Annotated in this window: 16 protein-coding genes; 8 read left to right on the forward strand and 8 right to left on the reverse strand. The window is 72.8% G+C overall.

The window, feature by feature from the left end; all coding sequences use genetic code 11:
* Positions 1-20: 20 nt before the first annotated feature.
* The gene (katG, locus tag AB0J08_RS21230; RefSeq protein WP_360636208.1) at positions 21-2264 is read right to left on the reverse strand and encodes a catalase/peroxidase HPI; all 2244 of its coding nucleotides are present in this window, start codon (positions 2262-2264) and stop codon (positions 21-23) included.
* Positions 2265-2539: 275 nt separating this feature from the next.
* On the opposite strand from katG, the gene AB0J08_RS21235 reads away from it, so the two are divergent.
* Complete coding sequence (locus AB0J08_RS21235; RefSeq protein ID WP_360636211.1) at positions 2540-2950, forward strand: Fur family transcriptional regulator; 411 nt, start codon at positions 2540-2542, stop codon at positions 2948-2950.
* Between the two features lie 720 nt (positions 2951-3670).
* On the opposite strand, the gene AB0J08_RS21240 is transcribed toward AB0J08_RS21235, so the two are convergent.
* Both AB0J08_RS21240 and AB0J08_RS21245 read right to left on the reverse strand, forming a co-directional pair.
* Positions 3671-4675 carry a hypothetical protein gene (locus AB0J08_RS21240; protein ID WP_360636214.1) on the reverse strand — a complete coding sequence of 335 codons (1005 nt, stop codon included), beginning with the start codon at positions 4673-4675 and terminating at the stop codon, positions 3671-3673.
* Positions 4672-5037 carry a PadR family transcriptional regulator gene (locus tag AB0J08_RS21245; protein ID WP_360636217.1) on the reverse strand — a complete coding sequence of 122 codons (366 nt, stop codon included), beginning with the start codon at positions 5035-5037 and terminating at the stop codon, positions 4672-4674. Before AB0J08_RS21245 ends, AB0J08_RS21240 begins: the two co-directional genes overlap by 4 nt.
* A gap of 372 nt (positions 5038-5409) precedes the next feature.
* Between AB0J08_RS21245 and AB0J08_RS21250 the strand changes: the two genes are divergently transcribed.
* Positions 5410-6096: a hypothetical protein gene (locus AB0J08_RS21250; RefSeq protein WP_360636220.1), complete on the forward strand. Its 687-nt coding sequence runs from the start codon at positions 5410-5412 to the stop codon at positions 6094-6096.
* Positions 6097-6186: 90 nt separating this feature from the next.
* On the opposite strand, the gene AB0J08_RS21255 is transcribed toward AB0J08_RS21250, so the two are convergent.
* A complete protein-coding gene (locus AB0J08_RS21255; RefSeq protein WP_360636223.1) occupies positions 6187-6747 on the reverse strand; it encodes a TetR/AcrR family transcriptional regulator in 561 nt (186 codons plus the stop codon).
* Positions 6748-6830: 83 nt separating this feature from the next.
* Here AB0J08_RS21255 and AB0J08_RS21260 point away from each other — a divergent pair, with 83 nt between their 5' ends.
* The gene (locus AB0J08_RS21260) at positions 6831-7679 is read left to right on the forward strand and encodes a patatin-like phospholipase family protein (protein WP_360636226.1); all 849 of its coding nucleotides are present in this window, start codon (positions 6831-6833) and stop codon (positions 7677-7679) included.
* A gap of 116 nt (positions 7680-7795) precedes the next feature.
* On the opposite strand, the gene AB0J08_RS21265 is transcribed toward AB0J08_RS21260, so the two are convergent.
* The 4 genes from AB0J08_RS21265 to AB0J08_RS21280 all read right to left on the reverse strand — a co-directional run bounded on the left by AB0J08_RS21265 (position 7796) and on the right by AB0J08_RS21280 (position 12458).
* A complete protein-coding gene (locus AB0J08_RS21265; protein ID WP_360636229.1) occupies positions 7796-8386 on the reverse strand; it encodes a hypothetical protein in 591 nt (196 codons plus the stop codon).
* Between the two features lie 423 nt (positions 8387-8809).
* On the reverse strand, positions 8810-9229 hold the full coding sequence (locus AB0J08_RS21270) for a YciI family protein (protein WP_360636232.1): 420 nt from the start codon (positions 9227-9229) through the stop codon (positions 8810-8812).
* 190 nt (positions 9230-9419) lie between these two features.
* Positions 9420-10895: a Re/Si-specific NAD(P)(+) transhydrogenase subunit beta gene (gene pntB / locus AB0J08_RS21275; protein WP_360636235.1), complete on the reverse strand. Its 1476-nt coding sequence runs from the start codon at positions 10893-10895 to the stop codon at positions 9420-9422.
* Positions 10896-10901: 6 nt separating this feature from the next.
* Positions 10902-12458, reverse strand: coding sequence for a Re/Si-specific NAD(P)(+) transhydrogenase subunit alpha (locus tag AB0J08_RS21280; RefSeq protein ID WP_360636238.1), 1557 nt, complete (start codon positions 12456-12458; stop codon positions 10902-10904).
* A 260-nt stretch (positions 12459-12718) separates the two neighbouring features.
* Here AB0J08_RS21280 and AB0J08_RS21285 point away from each other — a divergent pair, with 260 nt between their 5' ends.
* From AB0J08_RS21285 to AB0J08_RS21305, 5 genes are all read left to right on the forward strand, one after another.
* Positions 12719-13249, forward strand: a complete 531-nt coding sequence (locus AB0J08_RS21285) for a hypothetical protein (RefSeq protein ID WP_360636241.1) — start codon at positions 12719-12721, stop codon at positions 13247-13249.
* A 1317-nt stretch (positions 13250-14566) separates the two neighbouring features.
* Entirely contained in the window at positions 14567-15658 is a 1092-nt protein-coding gene (locus tag AB0J08_RS21290; protein ID WP_360636244.1) for a cytochrome P450, read from the forward strand.
* A 57-nt stretch (positions 15659-15715) separates the two neighbouring features.
* Positions 15716-16375, forward strand: a complete 660-nt coding sequence (locus AB0J08_RS21295; RefSeq protein ID WP_360636246.1) for a transcriptional regulator — start codon at positions 15716-15718, stop codon at positions 16373-16375.
* A gap of 170 nt (positions 16376-16545) precedes the next feature.
* The gene (locus AB0J08_RS21300; RefSeq protein ID WP_360636249.1) at positions 16546-17229 is read left to right on the forward strand and encodes an FMN-binding negative transcriptional regulator; all 684 of its coding nucleotides are present in this window, start codon (positions 16546-16548) and stop codon (positions 17227-17229) included.
* Positions 17219-17503, forward strand: a 285-nt coding sequence (locus AB0J08_RS21305) for a condensation domain-containing protein (RefSeq protein ID WP_360636252.1), incomplete at its 3' end; no start/stop codon positions are given. The genes AB0J08_RS21300 and AB0J08_RS21305, both read left to right, overlap by 11 nt.

Genomic DNA, 17503 nt, shown 5'->3' on the forward strand with positions numbered 1-17503 from the left:
GCCGGCCGGTCGGCCGGTCCTCAGCCGACCTGCGGTCGGCGCAGGTCGAAGCGGTCCAGCTCGGACACCTTGGTCCAGGCCGCGACGAAGTCCGTCACGAACTTCTCCTTGGCGTCGTCGCTCGCGTAGACCTCGGCGAGCGCGCGCAGCTCCGAGTTGGAGCCGAACACCAGGTCGGCCCGGGTGCCGGTCCAGCGGACCTCACCGGTGGCGGCGTCCCGGCCCTCGAAGGTGCTCGCGTCCGCGGAGGTCGCCTTCCACGTCGTGCCCAGGTCGAGCAGGTTGACGAAGAAGTCGTTGGTCAGCCGCCCGGGGGTGCGGGTCAGGACGCCCAGCGAGGACTGCTGGTGGTTGGCGCCCAGCACGCGCAGGCCGCCGACCAGGACGGTCATCTCCGGGGCGCTCAGGGTCAGCAGGTTGGCCCGGTCCAGCAGCAGGTACTCGGCCGGCAGGCGGTTGCCCTTGCCGAGGTAGTTGCGGAACCCGTCGGCGGTCGGCTCCAGCGCCGCGAAGGACTCGACGTCCGTCTCCTCCTGGGAGGCGTCCACCCGGCCCGGGGTGAACGGCACCTCGACCGGGAAGCCGGCGTCGGCGGCGGCCTTCTCGACACCCGCCGCGCCCGCGAGGACGATCAGGTCCGCGATCGAGACCGCCTTGCCGTCGGTCCGGCCGGAGTTGAACGACTCCCGCACGGACCCCAGGGTGCGCAGCACGGTCGCCAGCTCGTCGGGCTCGTTGACCTCCCAGCCGCTCTGCGGCTCCAGCCGGATGCGCGCGCCGTTGGCGCCGCCGCGCATGTCGCTGCCGCGGAAGGAGGACGCCGAGGCCCAGGCGGTGGAGACCAGCTGGGAGACCGACAGGCCGGAGGCCAGCACCTGCCGCTTGAGGGCGGCGATGTCCTCGGCGTCGATCGGGGCGTGGGTGGCGGCGGGCAGCGGGTCCTGCCACAGCAGGGGCTCCGACGGGACCTCGGGGCCGAGGTAGCGCACGACCGGACCCATGTCGCGGTGGGTGAGCTTGAACCAGGCCCGGGCGAAGGCGTCCGCGAACTGCGCGGGGTCGGCCAGGAAGCGCCGGGAGATCTGCTCGTAGACCGGGTCGAACCGCAGCGAGAGGTCGGTGGTCAGCATGGTCGGGGCGTGGGTCTTCGAGCCGTCGTGCGCGTCCGGGACGGTGCCGGCGCCGGCACCCTCCTTGGGCCGCCACTGGTGGGCGCCGGCCGGGCTCTTGAACAGCTCCCACTCGTAGCCGAAGAGGATCTCGAAGAAGGAGTTGTCCCAGGTGACGGGCGTGTTGGTCCAGATGCCCTCCAGGCCGCTGGTGATCGCGTCGCCGCCCTTGCCGGTGCCGTAGGCGCTGCTCCAGCCCAGGCCCTGCTGCTCCAGCGGGGCGGCCTCGGGGTCGGGGCCGACGTTGTCGGCCGGGCCCGCGCCGTGGGTCTTGCCGAAGGTGTGGCCGCCCGCGATCAGGGCGACGGTCTCCTCGTCGTTCATCGCCATCCGGCGGAAGGTCTCGCGGATGTCGCGGGCCGCGGCGATCGGGTCCGGGTTGCCGTTGGGGCCCTCCGGGTTGACGTAGATCAGGCCCATCTGGACCGCACCCAGCGGACTCTCCAGGTCGCGGTCGCCGGTGTAGCGCTCGTCGTCGAGCCAGGTCGTCTCGGGGCCCCAGTAGACGTCCTCCTCCGACTCCCAGACGTCCTCGCGGCCGCCGCCGAAGCCGAAGGTCTCGAAGCCCATCGTCTCCAGCGCGACGTTGCCGGCCAGGATCAGGAGGTCGGCCCAGGACAGGCTCTGGCCGTACTTCTTCTTCACCGGCCACAGCAGGCGGCGGGCCTTGTCGAGGTTGGCGTTGTCCGGCCAGCTGTTGAGCGGGGCGAAGCGCTGCTGGCCGGCACCGGCGCCGCCGCGGCCGTCGCTGATCCGGTAGGTGCCCGCGCTGTGCCAGGCCATCCGGATCATGAAGGGGCCGTAGTGGCCGAAGTCGGCCGGCCACCAGTCCTGCGAGGTGGTCAGCACCTCGGCGAGGTCGCGCTTGACGGCCGCCAGGTCGAGCGATTCGAACGCCGCGGCGTAGTCGAAGTCCGCACCGAGCGGGTTGGCCACGGCCGGGTTCTTGGCAAGGATCTTCAGGTTGAGCCGGTCCGGCCACCACTGGCGGTTTCCACCGCCCTGGGTGGGGTGCGGGGCGCGTCCGTGCGCGACCGGGCAGCCTCCGCCCTCCGCCTTCGCATCGGTGACGATCGCGTCGTGGTTCTCAGACATGGGAATCCTTCCGGGCCGGGCGGATCACTGTGTTCAGGAACGATCGAAGGGTGAAGCACCTGGGAGGGTCGTTCAATGAGGAGGAGTAGCTCACCCGACGCGGAGGTGCTCACCGCCGTTCCGGAGCCTCACTGCCCCCTAGGTTATCGCCGGAACCGATCCTACGATGGACGGATTCCAAGTCAAGAACCACACCGAGTCCGTATCCCGTCGGGGTTCGTAAGGCCACTGCTAGAATCCGGGGTTCCCCCATGAGCCTGAATAGGTGAACCGATATGAGTGACCTGCTGGTACGGCTGAGAGGGCGCGGCTGGCGGCTGACCGCCCAACGGCGTGTCGTCGCGGAGGTCCTCGACGGCGATCACGTCCACCTCACGGCCGACGAGGTGCACGCCCGCGCCGTCCAGCGGCTGCCGGAGATCTCCCGGGCGACCGTCTACAACACGCTGGGCGAGCTGGTCGGTCTCGGCGAGGTCATGGAGGTCGCCACCGACGGCCGGGCCAGGCGCTACGACCCCAACGCGCACCGCCCGCACCAGCACCTGGTGTGCTCCGGCTGCGGCACGATCCGCGACGTCCAGCCGGCCGGAGATCCGCTCGCGGACCTGCCGGCGGAGCAGCGGTTCGGCTTCGCCGTCGCCACCGCCGAGGTCACCTACCGCGGGATCTGCCCGGACTGCGCCTGATCCCTCCCGGGAGGGTTGCCGGGGGCGAGCACGGGGCCGCCGGCGGCCGTGGCCGCCGAGGCGGTGACGACCTCGGACGTGCACCGGTGCCGAGGGGACGTGCACCGGTGCGGAGGGCCGACCCCTCCGGGGAGCGTGGTCGAGCACGTCCTCGACCACCTCGGCGCCGCCGACGGCGCCGTGGCCCGGCACGACCGTCCGCGGCCTCGCCGCCGCCAGCCGGGCCATGACCTCGATCCATCCGAGCCCGCTCACGTCGGTGTCGTGCGGCGGGAACCACGGGAAGATCGCGAACTGTCCGGTCTCGGCCAGATCGCCGGTGAACAGCACACCGGCGTCGGGCACGGTGATCACCTGGTCGCCGCCCCTGCTGTGAGCCCGGCCGACGGCGCTCAGCCGCACCGACCGGCCGCCGAGGTCGAGGCGGTGGGACCGCTCGTAGACGAAGTCCGGCGTGGGCACCCGCGCACCCTCCAGGCGCCCGCTGACGGCGGCGCCGAGGCCGCGGAACTGCGCTCGTTCGTCGCGCTCGCCGCACCCCGCGCCGGCCCCCGGCGGGGTGAGCACGGCGCGCCCCGGCGACCGCCCGAGGAGGCTCGGCGGCGCGGCTCCGCCCGGCCGGGGTCGGTGGGCGGTGGTGCGTCCCGCCGCGGCGATCGCAGGCGCGGAGCCGGGCCGGCGCTGAGGCCGGCCCGGTCCGGTGGCGGGTCCGCGGTGCGGTCAGGCCGGTTCTACCGGCTTCGGGGCGCCGGTGAGGGCGCGGCGCAGGGCGGCGAGGCCGGTGGCGACGATCAGGAAGGCGGCGACGACCGCGGCGTTGCGGGCGAGTTCGGCGAGGTCGCGCGGTGGCCGCCAGTAGTAGGGCGCGGCGAGCATGACGGTCCAGGGGAGGACGGCCAGGGCGGTGCCGGCGGCGCGCAGCCGGTCGGGTCGGGCGGCGGCGAGCTGGACGAGATGGGCGGTGGCCATCACGAAGGCGGGCCAGGCCGAGGAAACGTCGAGGAGGGTCTGCAGGCCGGTGGAGAAGACGGGTTCGGAGTAGTCCCCGGCCCCGCGCCAGGGCCAGCGCAGGACGAGTGCGGTCATCGGCAGGGCGAGGGCGAGGGCGGCGATCGTCACCCCGGTGCGGCCACGGGTGGACTGGTCGACGGCGTCGGGCGGGGCGATGAGGATCGGCGCGGCGAGCAGGAGCCACAGCGGGAGCAGGAAGAGGTACTGCGCGAACGCCCCGGCCGGGTGGACGAAGTAGCCGGCGAAGGCGCCGATCCGGGCAAGGGTGCCGGCCAGGACCAGCACCCGGGCGTAGCCCCAGCGGCCGAGGGCGGCGCAGAGCAGCGCAAGGATCCAGGGGGCGGTCTGCACCGCGCCCACCACGGCGGTGGCCGTGGCGTTCGAACCGCCCAGCTCGAACAGGGGCACCGTGAGGAAGAGGCCCATCACCAGGTGGACGGTGGCCAGGCCCGCTCCGCCGGCGAGCATGAACGGCGCGGCGCCGGCGAGGATTCGGCCGGCGGGGTCGCGCGAGCTGAGCCGGGTGCGCAGCCGGGCGGCGTGCGCGGCGAGGGCCGCCCATTCGCGCACGACGGTGCCGCGGTCGCCGCCCTGGACGGACTCCGCGAAGACGGCGGCGATCTCCTCTCCGTGGGACGCCCGGTAGGCGGCGGGGTAGAGCCCGATCAGCGGGAGCCGGGTGGGTAGGGCGGTGGCCTGTGAGGGCGTGCTCATGCCGTGGCTCCGTTCAGCCGGAGCGGGCCGAGGGCGGGACCGCGGCCGAGGGCGAGCCGGCGGTCGGCCTCGGCCACCCCGGCGCGCAGGCGTTCCGTCTCCTCGCCGAGCACCTGTCGGCCCTCCTCGGTGAGGGCGAAGGTGCGGCGCATCCGGCCGGCGACGGTCTCCTCGTGGTCGATCCGGATCAGCCCCTGCTGGAGGAGGCGGTCCAGTGCCGTGTAGAGGGTGCCGGTGAGGAGCTTGGTCCGGCCGCCGGAGATGGCCAGGACCTCCTGGACGATCGCGTAGCCGTGCCGCGGGGCGTCGGCCAGCGCGGTGAGTACGAGCCTGGTCGGCTCCTGTAGTTGACGGTTAGCCATGGAGGTGAGCATAGGTCAATGATGAGAGTATGTCGATGAATTAGCTATCGGTCCGCCGGCTGACCCGCGCGCCCGCCCACGGCGCCCCGCGGGTCGCGGCAGCGGAACGCGCGCGAGGCGGCGCCCTCGCCGGCGTGGCCTCTCGCTGCCGGCCCGCTGACCGCCGAGGGCGGCCGCGCCGTCCCGGCGCGGGGGTCCTGTGAACCGACTCCGCCACGCGGCCGGGCGGCCCCCGGGCCGCTGCACGGGGCCCCGGGGTGACGGGGCCCAGCACGTGTCCTGGGTCTCATCGGCGGCCGAGGCCAGTTCGTTCGCGTCCCACTGTGGTGAGATGTGCCGTCACCAGGTGATGGCCGCTGACGGGGGTGCGTGTTGAGGAGTAGTGGACGGCTGTTCGGGCTCGGGTCGGACGCGGCTGCGGCGGATCTCGCCGCCGTGGGTCTGGTCCGGCTGGCGGCGGGAGAGCGATCGGGTGCGGCGGCCGGGGCCCCGCCGTGGCTGTGGCAGGTGCGGGCGGCCTCGTTCGCGGACAGCTGGCTGGCCTTCGCCGACCCGGCGGCGCCCGGGCTCCGGGTACCGGCGGGAGCGGTCCTGCGGGCGGTCGTACACCGGGCGGCGGAGCTGGCCCTGCGGACCTGCGACGGGGACGGTCCGGCCGCACTGGACCGGCTCGGCCGGCAGTCGGCCGAGGCCCGTGAGAGGTGTCGCCGGGCCGACGCGGCCCATCCGGCCGAACCCGTCGCGCTGACCCTCGTCTGGCACGGGGTGCAGGCGGCGACCGCCGGCCGCGACCACGCCGGCGAGACGGAGCGGGAGACGCACGGCCGTCGCATCGCCGAGCGGTGCGAGGCCTACGTCCGTCACCACCACCGGCGCCAGGACACCCTTGCCCTGACGCTCTCCTGCGCCCGGTCCGCCGCCTCCGCCCTGGTGGAGCTCGGCGATGGCGACCCGGGCCGGGCGGCGGCCTGCCTGGAGGAGTACGCGACCAGGTCCATGCCGCATGCCGGTCCGGCGCCGCTGTGGGTGCCGGGCCGACCGGGCCAGCTCACCTCCTGAGGCACCGGTCGGCGGCAGGCCACGGCCGGTCGCCGACCGCCGTGAGGCCGGGCCGTCGAGGTGCGGCCGCAGGAGGAGCCGGCCCGTGGTTCAGCGATCCAGGAGTTCGGCGAAGCGGTCCAGTGCGCGATCGGCCCGGTGGCGGTCGCCGGTCGTGGTGAGATCGAACAGCAGGCCCCGGATCACGGCCATGACCAACGTGGGCGTGACGGTGTCCTCGGGGCCGGTGCAGACGTCGCGGAAGGTGGCACCGAGGGTGTCGAACCAGTCCGTGATCGCCTGGCCCTGGTCGGGGTAGTTCTCGGGGTGGTGCAAACCGTCGGCGTGCACCTCGAAGAAGAGCCGGACGAACGGTGCACGTTCGTCCGCGCTGATCCATGCCCAGATGCCCCGCAGTCGCTCCTGCACGGAGCCCGTCGCGGCCGGAAGGCGCCCGGCCAGGCGTACCGCACCTCGGCGGCGGGCCTCGGCGAGGACCGCGGCGACCAGCTCCTGCTTGCTGCCGAAGTCGTAGAGCAGCATCCGCGGGCTGGTGTCGAGGGCCGTGGCCAGGGGCCGCAGGCTGAGCCCGGCCAGGCCGTGGGCCAGCACGTAGTCGGTCGCCCGCGCGAGGGTGCGCTCACGACGGGCGGGATCTGCGGGTCGTCCCACGGAGGGTCTCCTTCCCGGGCCTCGAAGCCGGAGCGGCGGGAGGCGTGTATATGGTACGACTGTTTCAACAACGAGGGGGCCACATGCACACCATCGACCGAGCGCTCGTCCTGGGACCCGGCGGCGTCGTCGGCACGGCATGGGCGGCGGGGCTGGCCCACGGGTTGCGCCGCGCCGGCGTGGATCTGGGCGGGGCCGATCTGATCGTCGGAACGTCGGCCGGCGCGATCGTCGGCGCGGTGCTCGCCACCGGGCAGGATCCGGGCCGGCTCGCGACGGTGCCCCGCCGGCCCGAGCACCGGGTCACGCCGGACCCCGAGCTGATGGGCCGGGTGTTCGGCGTGCTGGGCGAGGGCGGTCTGGAACCCGGCGAGGCCAGGCGCCGGGTGGGCCGGCTCGCCCTCGACGCCACCGTCCCCGGGGCCGAGGAAGCGCTGATCGCCGGGCGCGCCGCCCTGATCGGCGCGGACGCGTGGCCGGAGCGACACCTGGTGATCACCGCCGTGGACGCGAGTACCGGTGAGCCCGTGGTGTGGGACCGGGACAGCGGGGTGCCGCTGGTCTCCGCAGTGGCGGCGAGCAGTGCCTTCCCCGGAGCCGCGCCGCCGGTCACCGTCGGCGGCCGGCGGTACATGGACGGGGCGCTGCGGGCCGGTCTCAACGCCGATCTCGCCGTCGGTGCCCGGACGCTGGTCGTGGTCGACCCGATGGCGCACCAGTTTCCCGAGGGGCGAGCCGACCAGCAGGTGGCGGGGGTGGGGGCGCGGACCGTGGTGACCCTCAGCCCCGATCCGGCTTCGGTCGAGGCGTTCGGCCCGGACCTGGGAGACGTGGCCGCCTGGGAGCCGGCCTACCGAGCGGGTCTTCGCCAGGCCGGCGACGTCGACCCGCACCTGCGGTCCGTGTGGGAGGCGGCAGCCGAAGCGGGCTGACCGGTCGGCGGTTCGGCGCGGTGCGGCGCGGTGCGGTGCGGCGCGGCGCGTGCGGGTCAGGGCCACGGCGGCGAGACCGGGCACGCTCTGCTGACGGGCCGGGGCGTCCGGAGAGTTCAGGCGGGCCCCGCCGTCGTCCTCCGGGTCCGGGCCCGCTCCCACGACCACGCACCCGCGCCCACCAGCAGGGCCGCCCCCAGGGCGTACACCGGCAGCCAGCGCGTCGTCGTCGCCGCCAGGCAGTCGTCGACGGCCTGGCGGCTCTGCTCCCGCTGCGCGGAGGCCAGCGCGTCACCGTCGTGACCGGCGAGGGCGCCCAGCGCGGCCCGCGCCTGCATGCTCTGGTACCGGCCCGACTCCACGCAGGCGTGGCGGGCGCCCGGCACGGGGAACAGCCCGTCCCAGCGCTGCAGCGCCGGAGCCACCGCCAGGGCCACGCACAGGCCCACGACCAGCGAGTACGCCGCCAGGCTCCACCCGTAGGCCACCCGTCGACCCGGCGTCAGCACCGGCACCCGGCCGAAGGACACCACCACCGCGAGCAGCGTCACGCCGAGGTAGGTGGAGAACCACTGCCACGAACCCTGCGCGAGGGAGAACGCCAGCACCACGGCGAGCGCCGTCCCCAGCACACCGGGATCACCGGCCGTCCGCGTCCCGTCCGCAGTCGTGCTGCTACCGGTACCTCGACGGCTGCGCTCGCTCACGCGCTCTCTCCTGCCTGCCTGGCTCCCTGCCCCGGAGCGCCAGCCTCCCGCCCGCACCCGCGATCACCCCCGGGTACCACACCGGTACCTCCCCGACCTCACCCGCCCGGCCCAGTCATCCGGCCCCGGCGGCACGGGATCACGGCCTGCCGCCCGGAGCGCCGGGGGTGCGGTGGTGGCGTCGCCCGCCCGGCGCCGGGGCGCGGGCCGAACAGCCACCTCACCGGGCCGGCCGGCTCGCCGTCGCGCGCCCGGACCACGAGTGCCTGCGCCCGGGCCTCCTGCGCGACGTCCTCGGCGAGGTCGAAGTCCCCGGTGGACCGGGCGAGGGCGCCGACGATCCGCGCCGACTCGATCCGCCGGAGCGCCTCGACGGCACGCCGGGCGGATCGCCGCCCGGCCGGCCGTCCGTCGTCGCGGGTGTCAGAGCTGGCCGGTCCGCTCGCGCCAGGCCCGCTCCTTGATGATCCACTCGTTGTCCTGGGGGAACTCGTCGATCCCCGGTACGCGCCGGATCTCGATCTTCGTGCCGGGGAACGACGGCAGTCGCTTGGCCCATTCGACCGCCTCCTGCTTCGACGCCACATTGAGGATGAAGAAGCCGCCGAACAGTTCCCTGGTCTCGCCGTACGGGCCGTCGGTGACGACCGGGGTCGGCCCGCTCACATCGACCACCGCGCCCTGTTCGGCGTCGTCCAGGCCCTCGGCCGCGACGAGCACGCCGGCCCGGATCAGCTCGTCGTTGTAGCGGCCCATCGTTTCGAGCATCTCCTCGAACGGCGTCTCCCTCATCTTCGCGAGCGACTCGTCGCTGCCCCGCATGATCAACATGTACTTCGCCATGGCTGCGCTCCTTCGTCCGGGGACCGGTCTCCGATCCTCTCTATCCCAGGTCGAAGGGGCCGGCCGCGGATCGACACGGCGAAGGATGGAATCCGGGACGGATTTCCGAGCGGGCCCGGGCACCGGGCGTGGGCGGCCCGGGCGGCGGGTGCCGGTGCGCCGGCCGGCACACCGGGACCCGCCGGCGGGCCTACCCGGCCGTCCGGCCGGCCGTCGCCGTCCGGCGGGCGGCCGGTGCCGGGGCGTCCCGGCCGTCGGCGTCGAGGGCACGCAGGATGTCCTCGACGCTCTGTTTGGCGTCGCCGAAGAGCATGGCGCTGTTCTCGCGGAAGAACAGCGGGTTCTGCACCCCCGCGTAGCCGGAGGCCATCGACCGCTTGAACACGATCACCTGCTCCGCCTCCCACACCCGCAGCACCGGCATGCCGGCGATGGGGCTGGTGGGGTCGTCCATGGCGGCGGGATTGACGGTGTCGTTGGCGCCGATGACGAGGACGACGGAGGTGGCCGCGAGGTCGTCGTTGATCTCGTCCATCTCCAGGACGATGTCGTAGGGCACCTTCGCCTCGGCGAGCAGCACGTTCATGTGCCCGGGCAGGCGCCCGGCGACGGGGTGGACGCCGAAGCGGACCTCGACGCCGCGCTCGCGCAGCCGGCGGGTGAGCTCCGCGACCGGGTGCTGCGCCTGGGCCACCGCCATGCCGTAGCCCGGGGTGATGACGACCGTGCGGGCCTGCGCGAGCTGCCCCGCCGCCTCCTCGGCGCGGATCTCGCGGTGCTCGCCCTGCTCCCCGCCCCCGCCGGCGGGCGCTTCGATGCCGAAGCCGCCGGCGATGACGGAGAGGAAGGAGCGGTTCATCGCCTTGCACATGATGTAGGACAGGTAGGCGCCCGAGGAGCCGACCAGTGCGCCGGTGACGATGAGCAGGTTGTTGTCGAGCAGGAACCCGGCCGCGGCCGCCGCCCAGCCGGAGTAGCTGTTGAGCATGGAGACGACGACGGGCATGTCGCCGCCGCCGATCGAGGCGACCAGGTGCCAGCCCAGCGCGAGCGCGAGCACGGTCACCGCGATCACGAGGCCCAGGCCCGGGGCGACGGTGAACCAGACCGTGAGCGCGACGAACGCGGCGAGTGCGCCGAGGTTCAGCGCGTTCTTGCCGGGCAGCATCAGCGGCCGGGAGGCGATCCGGCCGGACAGCTTGAGGAAGGCGACGACGGAGCCGGTGAAGGTGACCGCTCCGATGAAGACGCCGATCACCACCTCGGCGTGGTGGATCCGCAGCAGGTCGGCGGCGACGGCGACCTGGGCCGAGCCCCGGGACTCGACCTCCAGGTAGCTGTTCCAGCCGACCAGCACCGCGGCGAGACCGACGAAGCTGTGCAGGACGGCGATCAGTTCCGGCATCTGCGTCATCTCGACCCGCCGCGCCCGCCACAGGCCGACCACGCCGCCCAGCGCCATCGCGACGAGGATCAGGGCGACCGCGCCGGCGCTGATGCTGCGGGCCGCCAGCACCACGGTGGCGACCAGGGCGAGGGCCATGCCGGCGATGCCGTAGACGACGCCGGCACGAGAGGTGCGGTGCTGTGACAGCCCGGCCAGACTGAGGATGAACAGCAGGGCGGCGACCAGGTCCGCGGCGTGGGCGGCCGTCGTGGAAGTCATCGGGGCTCAGCCTTTCGAGAACATGGACAGCATGCGGCGGGTGACGGCGAAGCCGCCGAAGATGTTCACGCTCGTCAGCAGGACGGCCACGAAGGCCAGCACGGTGACCAGCACACCCCCGTGCCCGATCTGCAGCAGGGCGCCGACCACGACGATCCCGGAGATCGCGTTGGTCACCGACATCAACGGGGTGTGCAGGGCGTGGTGGACCTTCCCGATGACGTAGTAGCCGATCACCACCGCCAGCGCGAACACCGTGAAGTTCTCCGCGAGCTGGGCCGGGGCGACGGCGATCAGCAGGAACGTCGCCAGCATCCCGAGCCCGATCAGGCCGAACCGGGCCGCCGGAGTGAGCCGGGGCGGTTTCGGCGCCGGAGCCGCCGGGGCGGCCGCGGGCTGTGCGGCGGGAGCGGCCGAGACGGCCACCGGGGGCGGTGGCCAGGTGATCTCGCCCGCCCGGACCACGGTCACCGCGCGCTGGACCACGTCGTCGAAGTCGACGACCAACCGCCCGTCCTTGCCCGGCGTCAGCAAGGTGAGCAGGTTGACCAGGTTGGTCCCGAACAGCTGTGACGCCTGGGCGGGCAGCCGGGACGCGAGGTCGGTGTACCCGATGATGGTGACGCCGTTGGCGGTGACCACCGTGCGGCCCGCCACCGTCCCCTCGACGTTGCCGCCCTGGGCGGCGGCCATGTCGACGACGACGCTCCCGGGCTTCATCGCCGCCACGTCCTCGGCGGTGAGCAGCCGCGGGGCCGGCCGCCCGGGGATCAGCGCGGTGGTGATGACGATGTCCACGTCCTCGGCCTGCTCGTGGTAGAGCTCGGCCGCGGCGCGGTCGTAGTCGGCGGAGGTCGCCTTGGCGTAGCCGTCGGTGCCCGCCTCCTGCGCGACCTGCACGGCGAGGTACTCGCCGCCCAATGACTTGACCTGGTCGGCGACTTCCGGCCGGGGGTCGGTCGCGCGGACGATCGCCCCCAGGCTGGAGGCGGCGCCGATGGCGGCGAGCCCGGCCACGCCGGCACCGGCCACCAGGACCTTCGCCGGCGGGACCTTGCCCGCGGCCGTCACCTGGCCGGTGAAGAAGCGGCCGAACACATGGGCGGCCTCGATCACGGCCCGGTAGCCGGCGATGTTCGCCATCGAGCTGAGCACGTCCATCGACTGCGCGCGGGAGATCCGCGGCACCGCGTCCAGCGCGAGCGCGGTGAGCGGGCGCGAGGACAGCGCCTCCAGCAGGTCGGGCCGCTGGGCCGGGGCGAGCAGACCGACCAGGGTCGCGCCGTCACTCAGTCGGGTGATCTCGGCGGTCGACGGGGCGTTGACCTTCAGGACGACGTCGGCCGTCCACGCGTCCCCGAGGTGTGCGCCGGTCCCGGTGTAGGCCTCGTCGGTGAAGCCGGAGGCCGCGCCGGCCCCCGATTCGACGGTGACCTCGTAGCCGAGGGCGAGCAGTCCGCGCACCGTCGACGGTGTCGCGGCGACGCGGGTCTCCCCGGCGGCCGACTCGGCCACCACACCGATGCGCAGCGGGGGGTGGTGCGTGGCGTCCTGTGCAGACATCACTCGTGCCTCTCTCGTCGGAGGAACTCTTCACGGCGGGCTCTGCGTCCGAGGGGGAGTCTCTTCCCCTCGGACGCAGGAACCTACCCGCCCGCGCCCCACCGGGGGACGGGGCGTAGCCGTGACATGCTTCACCCGTTCGCGGCCTGTCGGGTGGGTCGGGTCGCGTGCTCGCCGGTGGAGCCGGCCGCCCTGCCCCCGGCCGGCAAGGCTCGGAAACTAAAGTTGCCAGACTCTTCTGTGGGAACTATGGTTGTCGCATGACTTCGACTGAGATCACCCTCGAAGAGCAGACCGAGCTGGACAAGGCTCTCCTCGACGCCCTCAACCCGCTCGCCTCGGCCATCCGCTCCCGGACCTCGGGGCTGCCCGAGGAGCGGATGTGGGAGGCGGACCCGGTCGACGTGACCCTGTCCGTCCTTGCCGCCTGGAAGGTGGTGGACGCGGAGGTCAAGCGACTGACGGCGATCGCGGCCGGCACCGCCGGTTCCTACGGCGCGAGCTACGAGCAGCTGGGGGCCGTCTGGGGCATCACCCGGCAGGGCGCGCGCAAGAAGTGGCCCGAAGCGGTCACCCGCCCCACGGCGGCGCAGCCCGGCGCGGGGCTGAAGCTGTTCGGCGGGACGGCCGAACTGGTGCAGGACCCCGAGTCCGGCGGCTGGAGCTGGACGGGTGAGGGTGCGGACGGCGCGCACGGCACCGCCGGGGGCGACACCTGGTACCCGACCAAGGAGGAGGCCGCCGCACACGCCGGCGCCTTCCTCGCGGAGCACGCCGCCGGCCGGTCCTAGGGCCCGGCGCACCGGCGGGGCCGCACCGCCGTCGTGGCGCGCGCCGGCCCGCCTCCGGGAGTGCCGTCGCGGAGCTGTGTCGCATTCCCGCCGAAAGGGGCGTGGCCGTCCGGATCGGTACGGCCGGGGCATCCCGGTGGAATGCCGCGACCGGCCCCGTGGAACTGCCCGGCCCGGCCGTGGCCCGGACTCGCCGGGAGGGTCGTGACGGGAAGTCCGAAACAGCTCCCGGCGTGGCCGAAAAGAGCCCGCTGTCGTCCTGCGGGCGCATTGGTAGGAGCGGCCTGGCAGCCACCCTGATTTTCGCGTCGCCGGGGCTCGCCGCGTCGCTTCGTGGGCTTTCCCCGATTCCTCGGTGAGCTCCCTCCGGTAGCCGGGTGAAGATTTCTGGATGGCCTGGCGGAGGTCGAGTGCCGACCATCGGTGAAGAAGGCCGAAAAGGTGATTCCAAGGTGCCTTCGGGCGTTTCACGACATCGACGGCGGTGGTCGCCCCGATTGCCGTGGCCGAATAGCGCCGTCGATCCGTCGGTGAATGCCCGGAATTCGTCGCTCACGGGTGCCGGTCGGCGCTGTAACGGATTCCGGCCGGCGGTCGTCGCACCGGTCGTGGCGGCCCGGGTGCGGCACGACCGGGGTGTCCGGGTGCGGCGGGGCCAAGGCCCCGGTGGCCGGATCGAGCCATCGTGACATGGGCGAGGAGACGTTTACCGCCCGCCCGGGCGGGGGAGATGGGCGCTCCGGTCCGTGGTGCCGGCGGTCGCCGGGTGGGCTGCGCGGACCGGTCGGTCGGGGTGGCCGGGGCGCTCGGCCGCAGAACTCCCGCCGCCTCTCGCGGCGTCGGATCCACGGGTGCCGAAACGCTCTGCCGGATCCGTGGCCGCGAAAAGCGCGGACGCGGCACCCGGGGTGGGGGTCGACCGGGTAATCGGGCGGCTTGGTGGGGGAATGGTGAAGCCGGCCCATTCGGTCGTTTCGGGCGGACGGGGCGGGCTCGATTCGAAGTCCGGGCGGGTTCGATGAGAGTAATCCGCACTCGATCAAGGGGCAACTGTGATCTAAGTCACTTGACGGTTGGTCGTCAGAGTGTCAGGATGACGCTATGGCGAAGCAAGAAATGGCAACGTCAACATCCAAAATGTTAATGTCGCGAATCATGCTTCGGATTCTCATGATGTCGGGGGATCCTGTCGCACAGCTGATCGCGCGGCGTCCCGAGAGGGACCCTTACTTAATATATGAGAGCATCAGGGAAAAGGGTGCTCTCATTCGCGGAAATATCGGCGCATTCGCCACGTGCGATCACGAACTGGCGTCGATGATTCTCCGCGACAGCGCCCGTTTCGGCTCCTTCGCGGTCGCGAAGGCGAAGCCGATCGACACCACGGTGTACGACGACCGGGGCGAGCGTCTCATCGTGCCGATGGACGACTCCTTCCTCTCCATGGACCCCCCGGACCACACCCGGCTGCGACGCATGGTCGCGCCGTGGTTCTCGCCCCGGGCGATCCGGGAGCGCACCGCGACCATCGAGACCATGCTCGAAGAGCTGCTCGACGACCTGGCGGGCCAGGACGAGTGGGACGCCGTCAACGACCTCGCCGTGCGCGTGCCGATCCGGGTGATCGCCGCGTTCTTCGGCATCGGCGAAGAGGACTTCGAGCGCTTCCGTGAGTGGGGCGGCATCATCGGCACCTCGGTCGACGGCATCCGCACCATGCGGGACCTGAAGACCTTCCGGCAGATGCTCATCGAGATGCAGGAGTTCTTCGGCGGCCTGATCGAACTGCGCCGGCGTGAACCGGGCAACGACCTGGTGTCCTTCATGGTGCAGGCCGAACCCGAGGGCGAGCCGCTGACCTGGCACGACATGATCGCCACCTGCGGTGTCCTGCTCGGAGCCGGCTTCGAGACCACGGTGAACCTGATCGGCAACTGCGTCCTCACCGTGCTGGACGACCCCGGGATCAGGAAGCAGCTCATCGACGACCCGGAGCTGGTGCCCAACGCCGTCGAGGAAGTCCTGCGCTGGGACGCCCCGGTCCAGTACCTGCTGCGGGTCACCACCGAACCGGTGACCCTGGCCGGCGTCGACATCCCCGAGGACTCGCCCGTGTTCGTGGTCGTCGGCGGGGCCAATCGCGATCCCAAGGTCTTCGGGGACAACGCCCAGGAGTTCGACCTCCGCCGGAAGAACAGCCGTGAACACCTGACCTTCGGTGACGGCATCCATCTGTGCGTCGGGGCGGGCCTGGCCCGGATCGAGGCCGCGGCCACCCTGCGGGTGCTGCTGCGCAAGTTCCCCGATCTGCGCCTGGCCGAAGGGGCGGAACGCCGACCCACCCGGGTGGTGCGCGGCATGAGTTCGCTGCCCGTCCGGGACGGCGCCACCGCCGCTGCGAGGACCTGACCCACTTCGAACCGTGCGGCCCCACCCGCACGTCTCAGGCACGGGGGAACATCGATCATGGCCGATTCGGCACAGCACTTACTCGACGGCATGCGCCGTGAACTGGCGCCCGCCGCAGGGGACAACACCTTCGTGGAGCTGGTCGCCGCCGGGCGCGCGCCCCAGGACGCCCTGCGCAGGTACGCCAACGAGGAACACCTGATCTTCACCAGCGACTGGGGCAGCTACCTCTCCCTCGCCGGACGCTCCACCGCACCGGACACCCGGCAGTTCTTCATGGGGCTGGCCTTCGGCGAGGCCATGGGCCTGGCCGGGCTCACCACCCTGTCCGCCGCCCTCGGCGTGGACGAGGAGGACCGCCGTGCCCACCGGCCGATGCCGCTGTGTCAGGCCTACCCCGCCTACACCGCCTGGCTCGCGCTGAACGCCGACCCCGCCGACGTCGTCGCCGCGCTGCTGGCCAACTTCCCCGCCTGGAGCGGGTACTTCGGCACGCTCGCCGGCGCCCTGCGCAAGCACCACGGCCTCGACGACGCGGCCTGCGCGTTCCTGGACGGCCTCAGCGCCCCCAACGCGCAACTGGAGGAACAGGGCCTCGGCATCCTGGACCAGCGGCTGTCCACGGGCTGGGTGCCCGACACCGCGCGGCAGTACGCCCGCTTCCTGCGCACGTACGACCTGCTGTTCTGGAACAGCCTCGTCGATACGAACGCGTGACCGGCGCCGGCCTTCTCCGCTGATCCGCGCCCACTGACCTCGCTCGTCGGCACCTTCCGGCAGCGAGCGCCGTGCGCTGCCCCGACTCCCGCCGAACTCGCCCGCCGGACGCCTTCCGGCGGTCATCGCTGTGTGCTGCCCCGGTGGCCCGCCCGGAACGAGGAATCCGCATGTACGTACCCCGAGACTTCGCCGTCCACGAGGTCGAGCCCGTCGTCGACCTGATCCGGGCGAACCCCCTGGCCTGCTTCGTCACGACCAGGGACGACGTACCGGTGGCCTCGCACATCCCCGTGGTGTTCGTCTCGGACGACGACCTCACCGGGCTGACCGACCTCGTCGGGGTCAGGATGTACGGCCACCTCAACGTGCTGAACCCGCAGTACACCGCGCTCGCCGACGGGGACCGCGCACTGGTGGTGTTCCAGGGCCCGCACGGCTACATCTCGCCGACCGTGTACGACGTCGATCCGGCGGCGCCCACCTGGAACTTCTCCGCCGTGCACGTCCGCGGCAGGATCCGGCTCCTCGGCCCGGGCGAACCCGCGCTGAAGGTCGTGAAGCGCACCGTGACCGCCCTCGAAGGCCGGTTCGGGCAGGGGTGGGACATGGCGAGCTCGCTGGCCTACTTCGAGAGGATCGTGCCCGGCGTGGGCGCCTTCGAGATCGAACTGGAGGCCGTGGACAGCATCTTCAAGCTCTCCCAGGACCAGCCCGCCGAACTGCGCGACAAGGTCGACTGCTGGTTCCGCGGCAGCGACGTCGGCACCCATCAAGCACTCGCCGCGGACATGGACAGGCACCGCCCCGTGGCACACCCGACCGAGGAGAAGGCACCCCGCCATGCCGACTGACGCCAACTCCGCCGGCCTGCGGGCCGCCCTGCAGCAGCTGATGAAGCACACCCGGCCGGAGTCCGACGGCATCGCGCGCGCGGACCGGAGCAAGCCGCTGCCGCTCTCCTTCGCGCAGCAACGGCTTTGGCTGGTGGACCAGTTGTCGCCGGGGAGTGCGGCGTACAACGTGCCGTTCGCGGTGCGGGTGCGGGGTGGGTTGGACGTGGGTGCGTTGGGTGGGGCGTTGTCGGTGGTGGTGGGGCGGCATGAGGTGTTGCGGACGGTGTTCCGT

Origin of the sequence: Kitasatospora sp. NPDC050463 (assembly GCF_040655255.1) — a bacterium.
Classification (GTDB): domain Bacteria; phylum Actinomycetota; class Actinomycetes; order Streptomycetales; family Streptomycetaceae; genus Kitasatospora.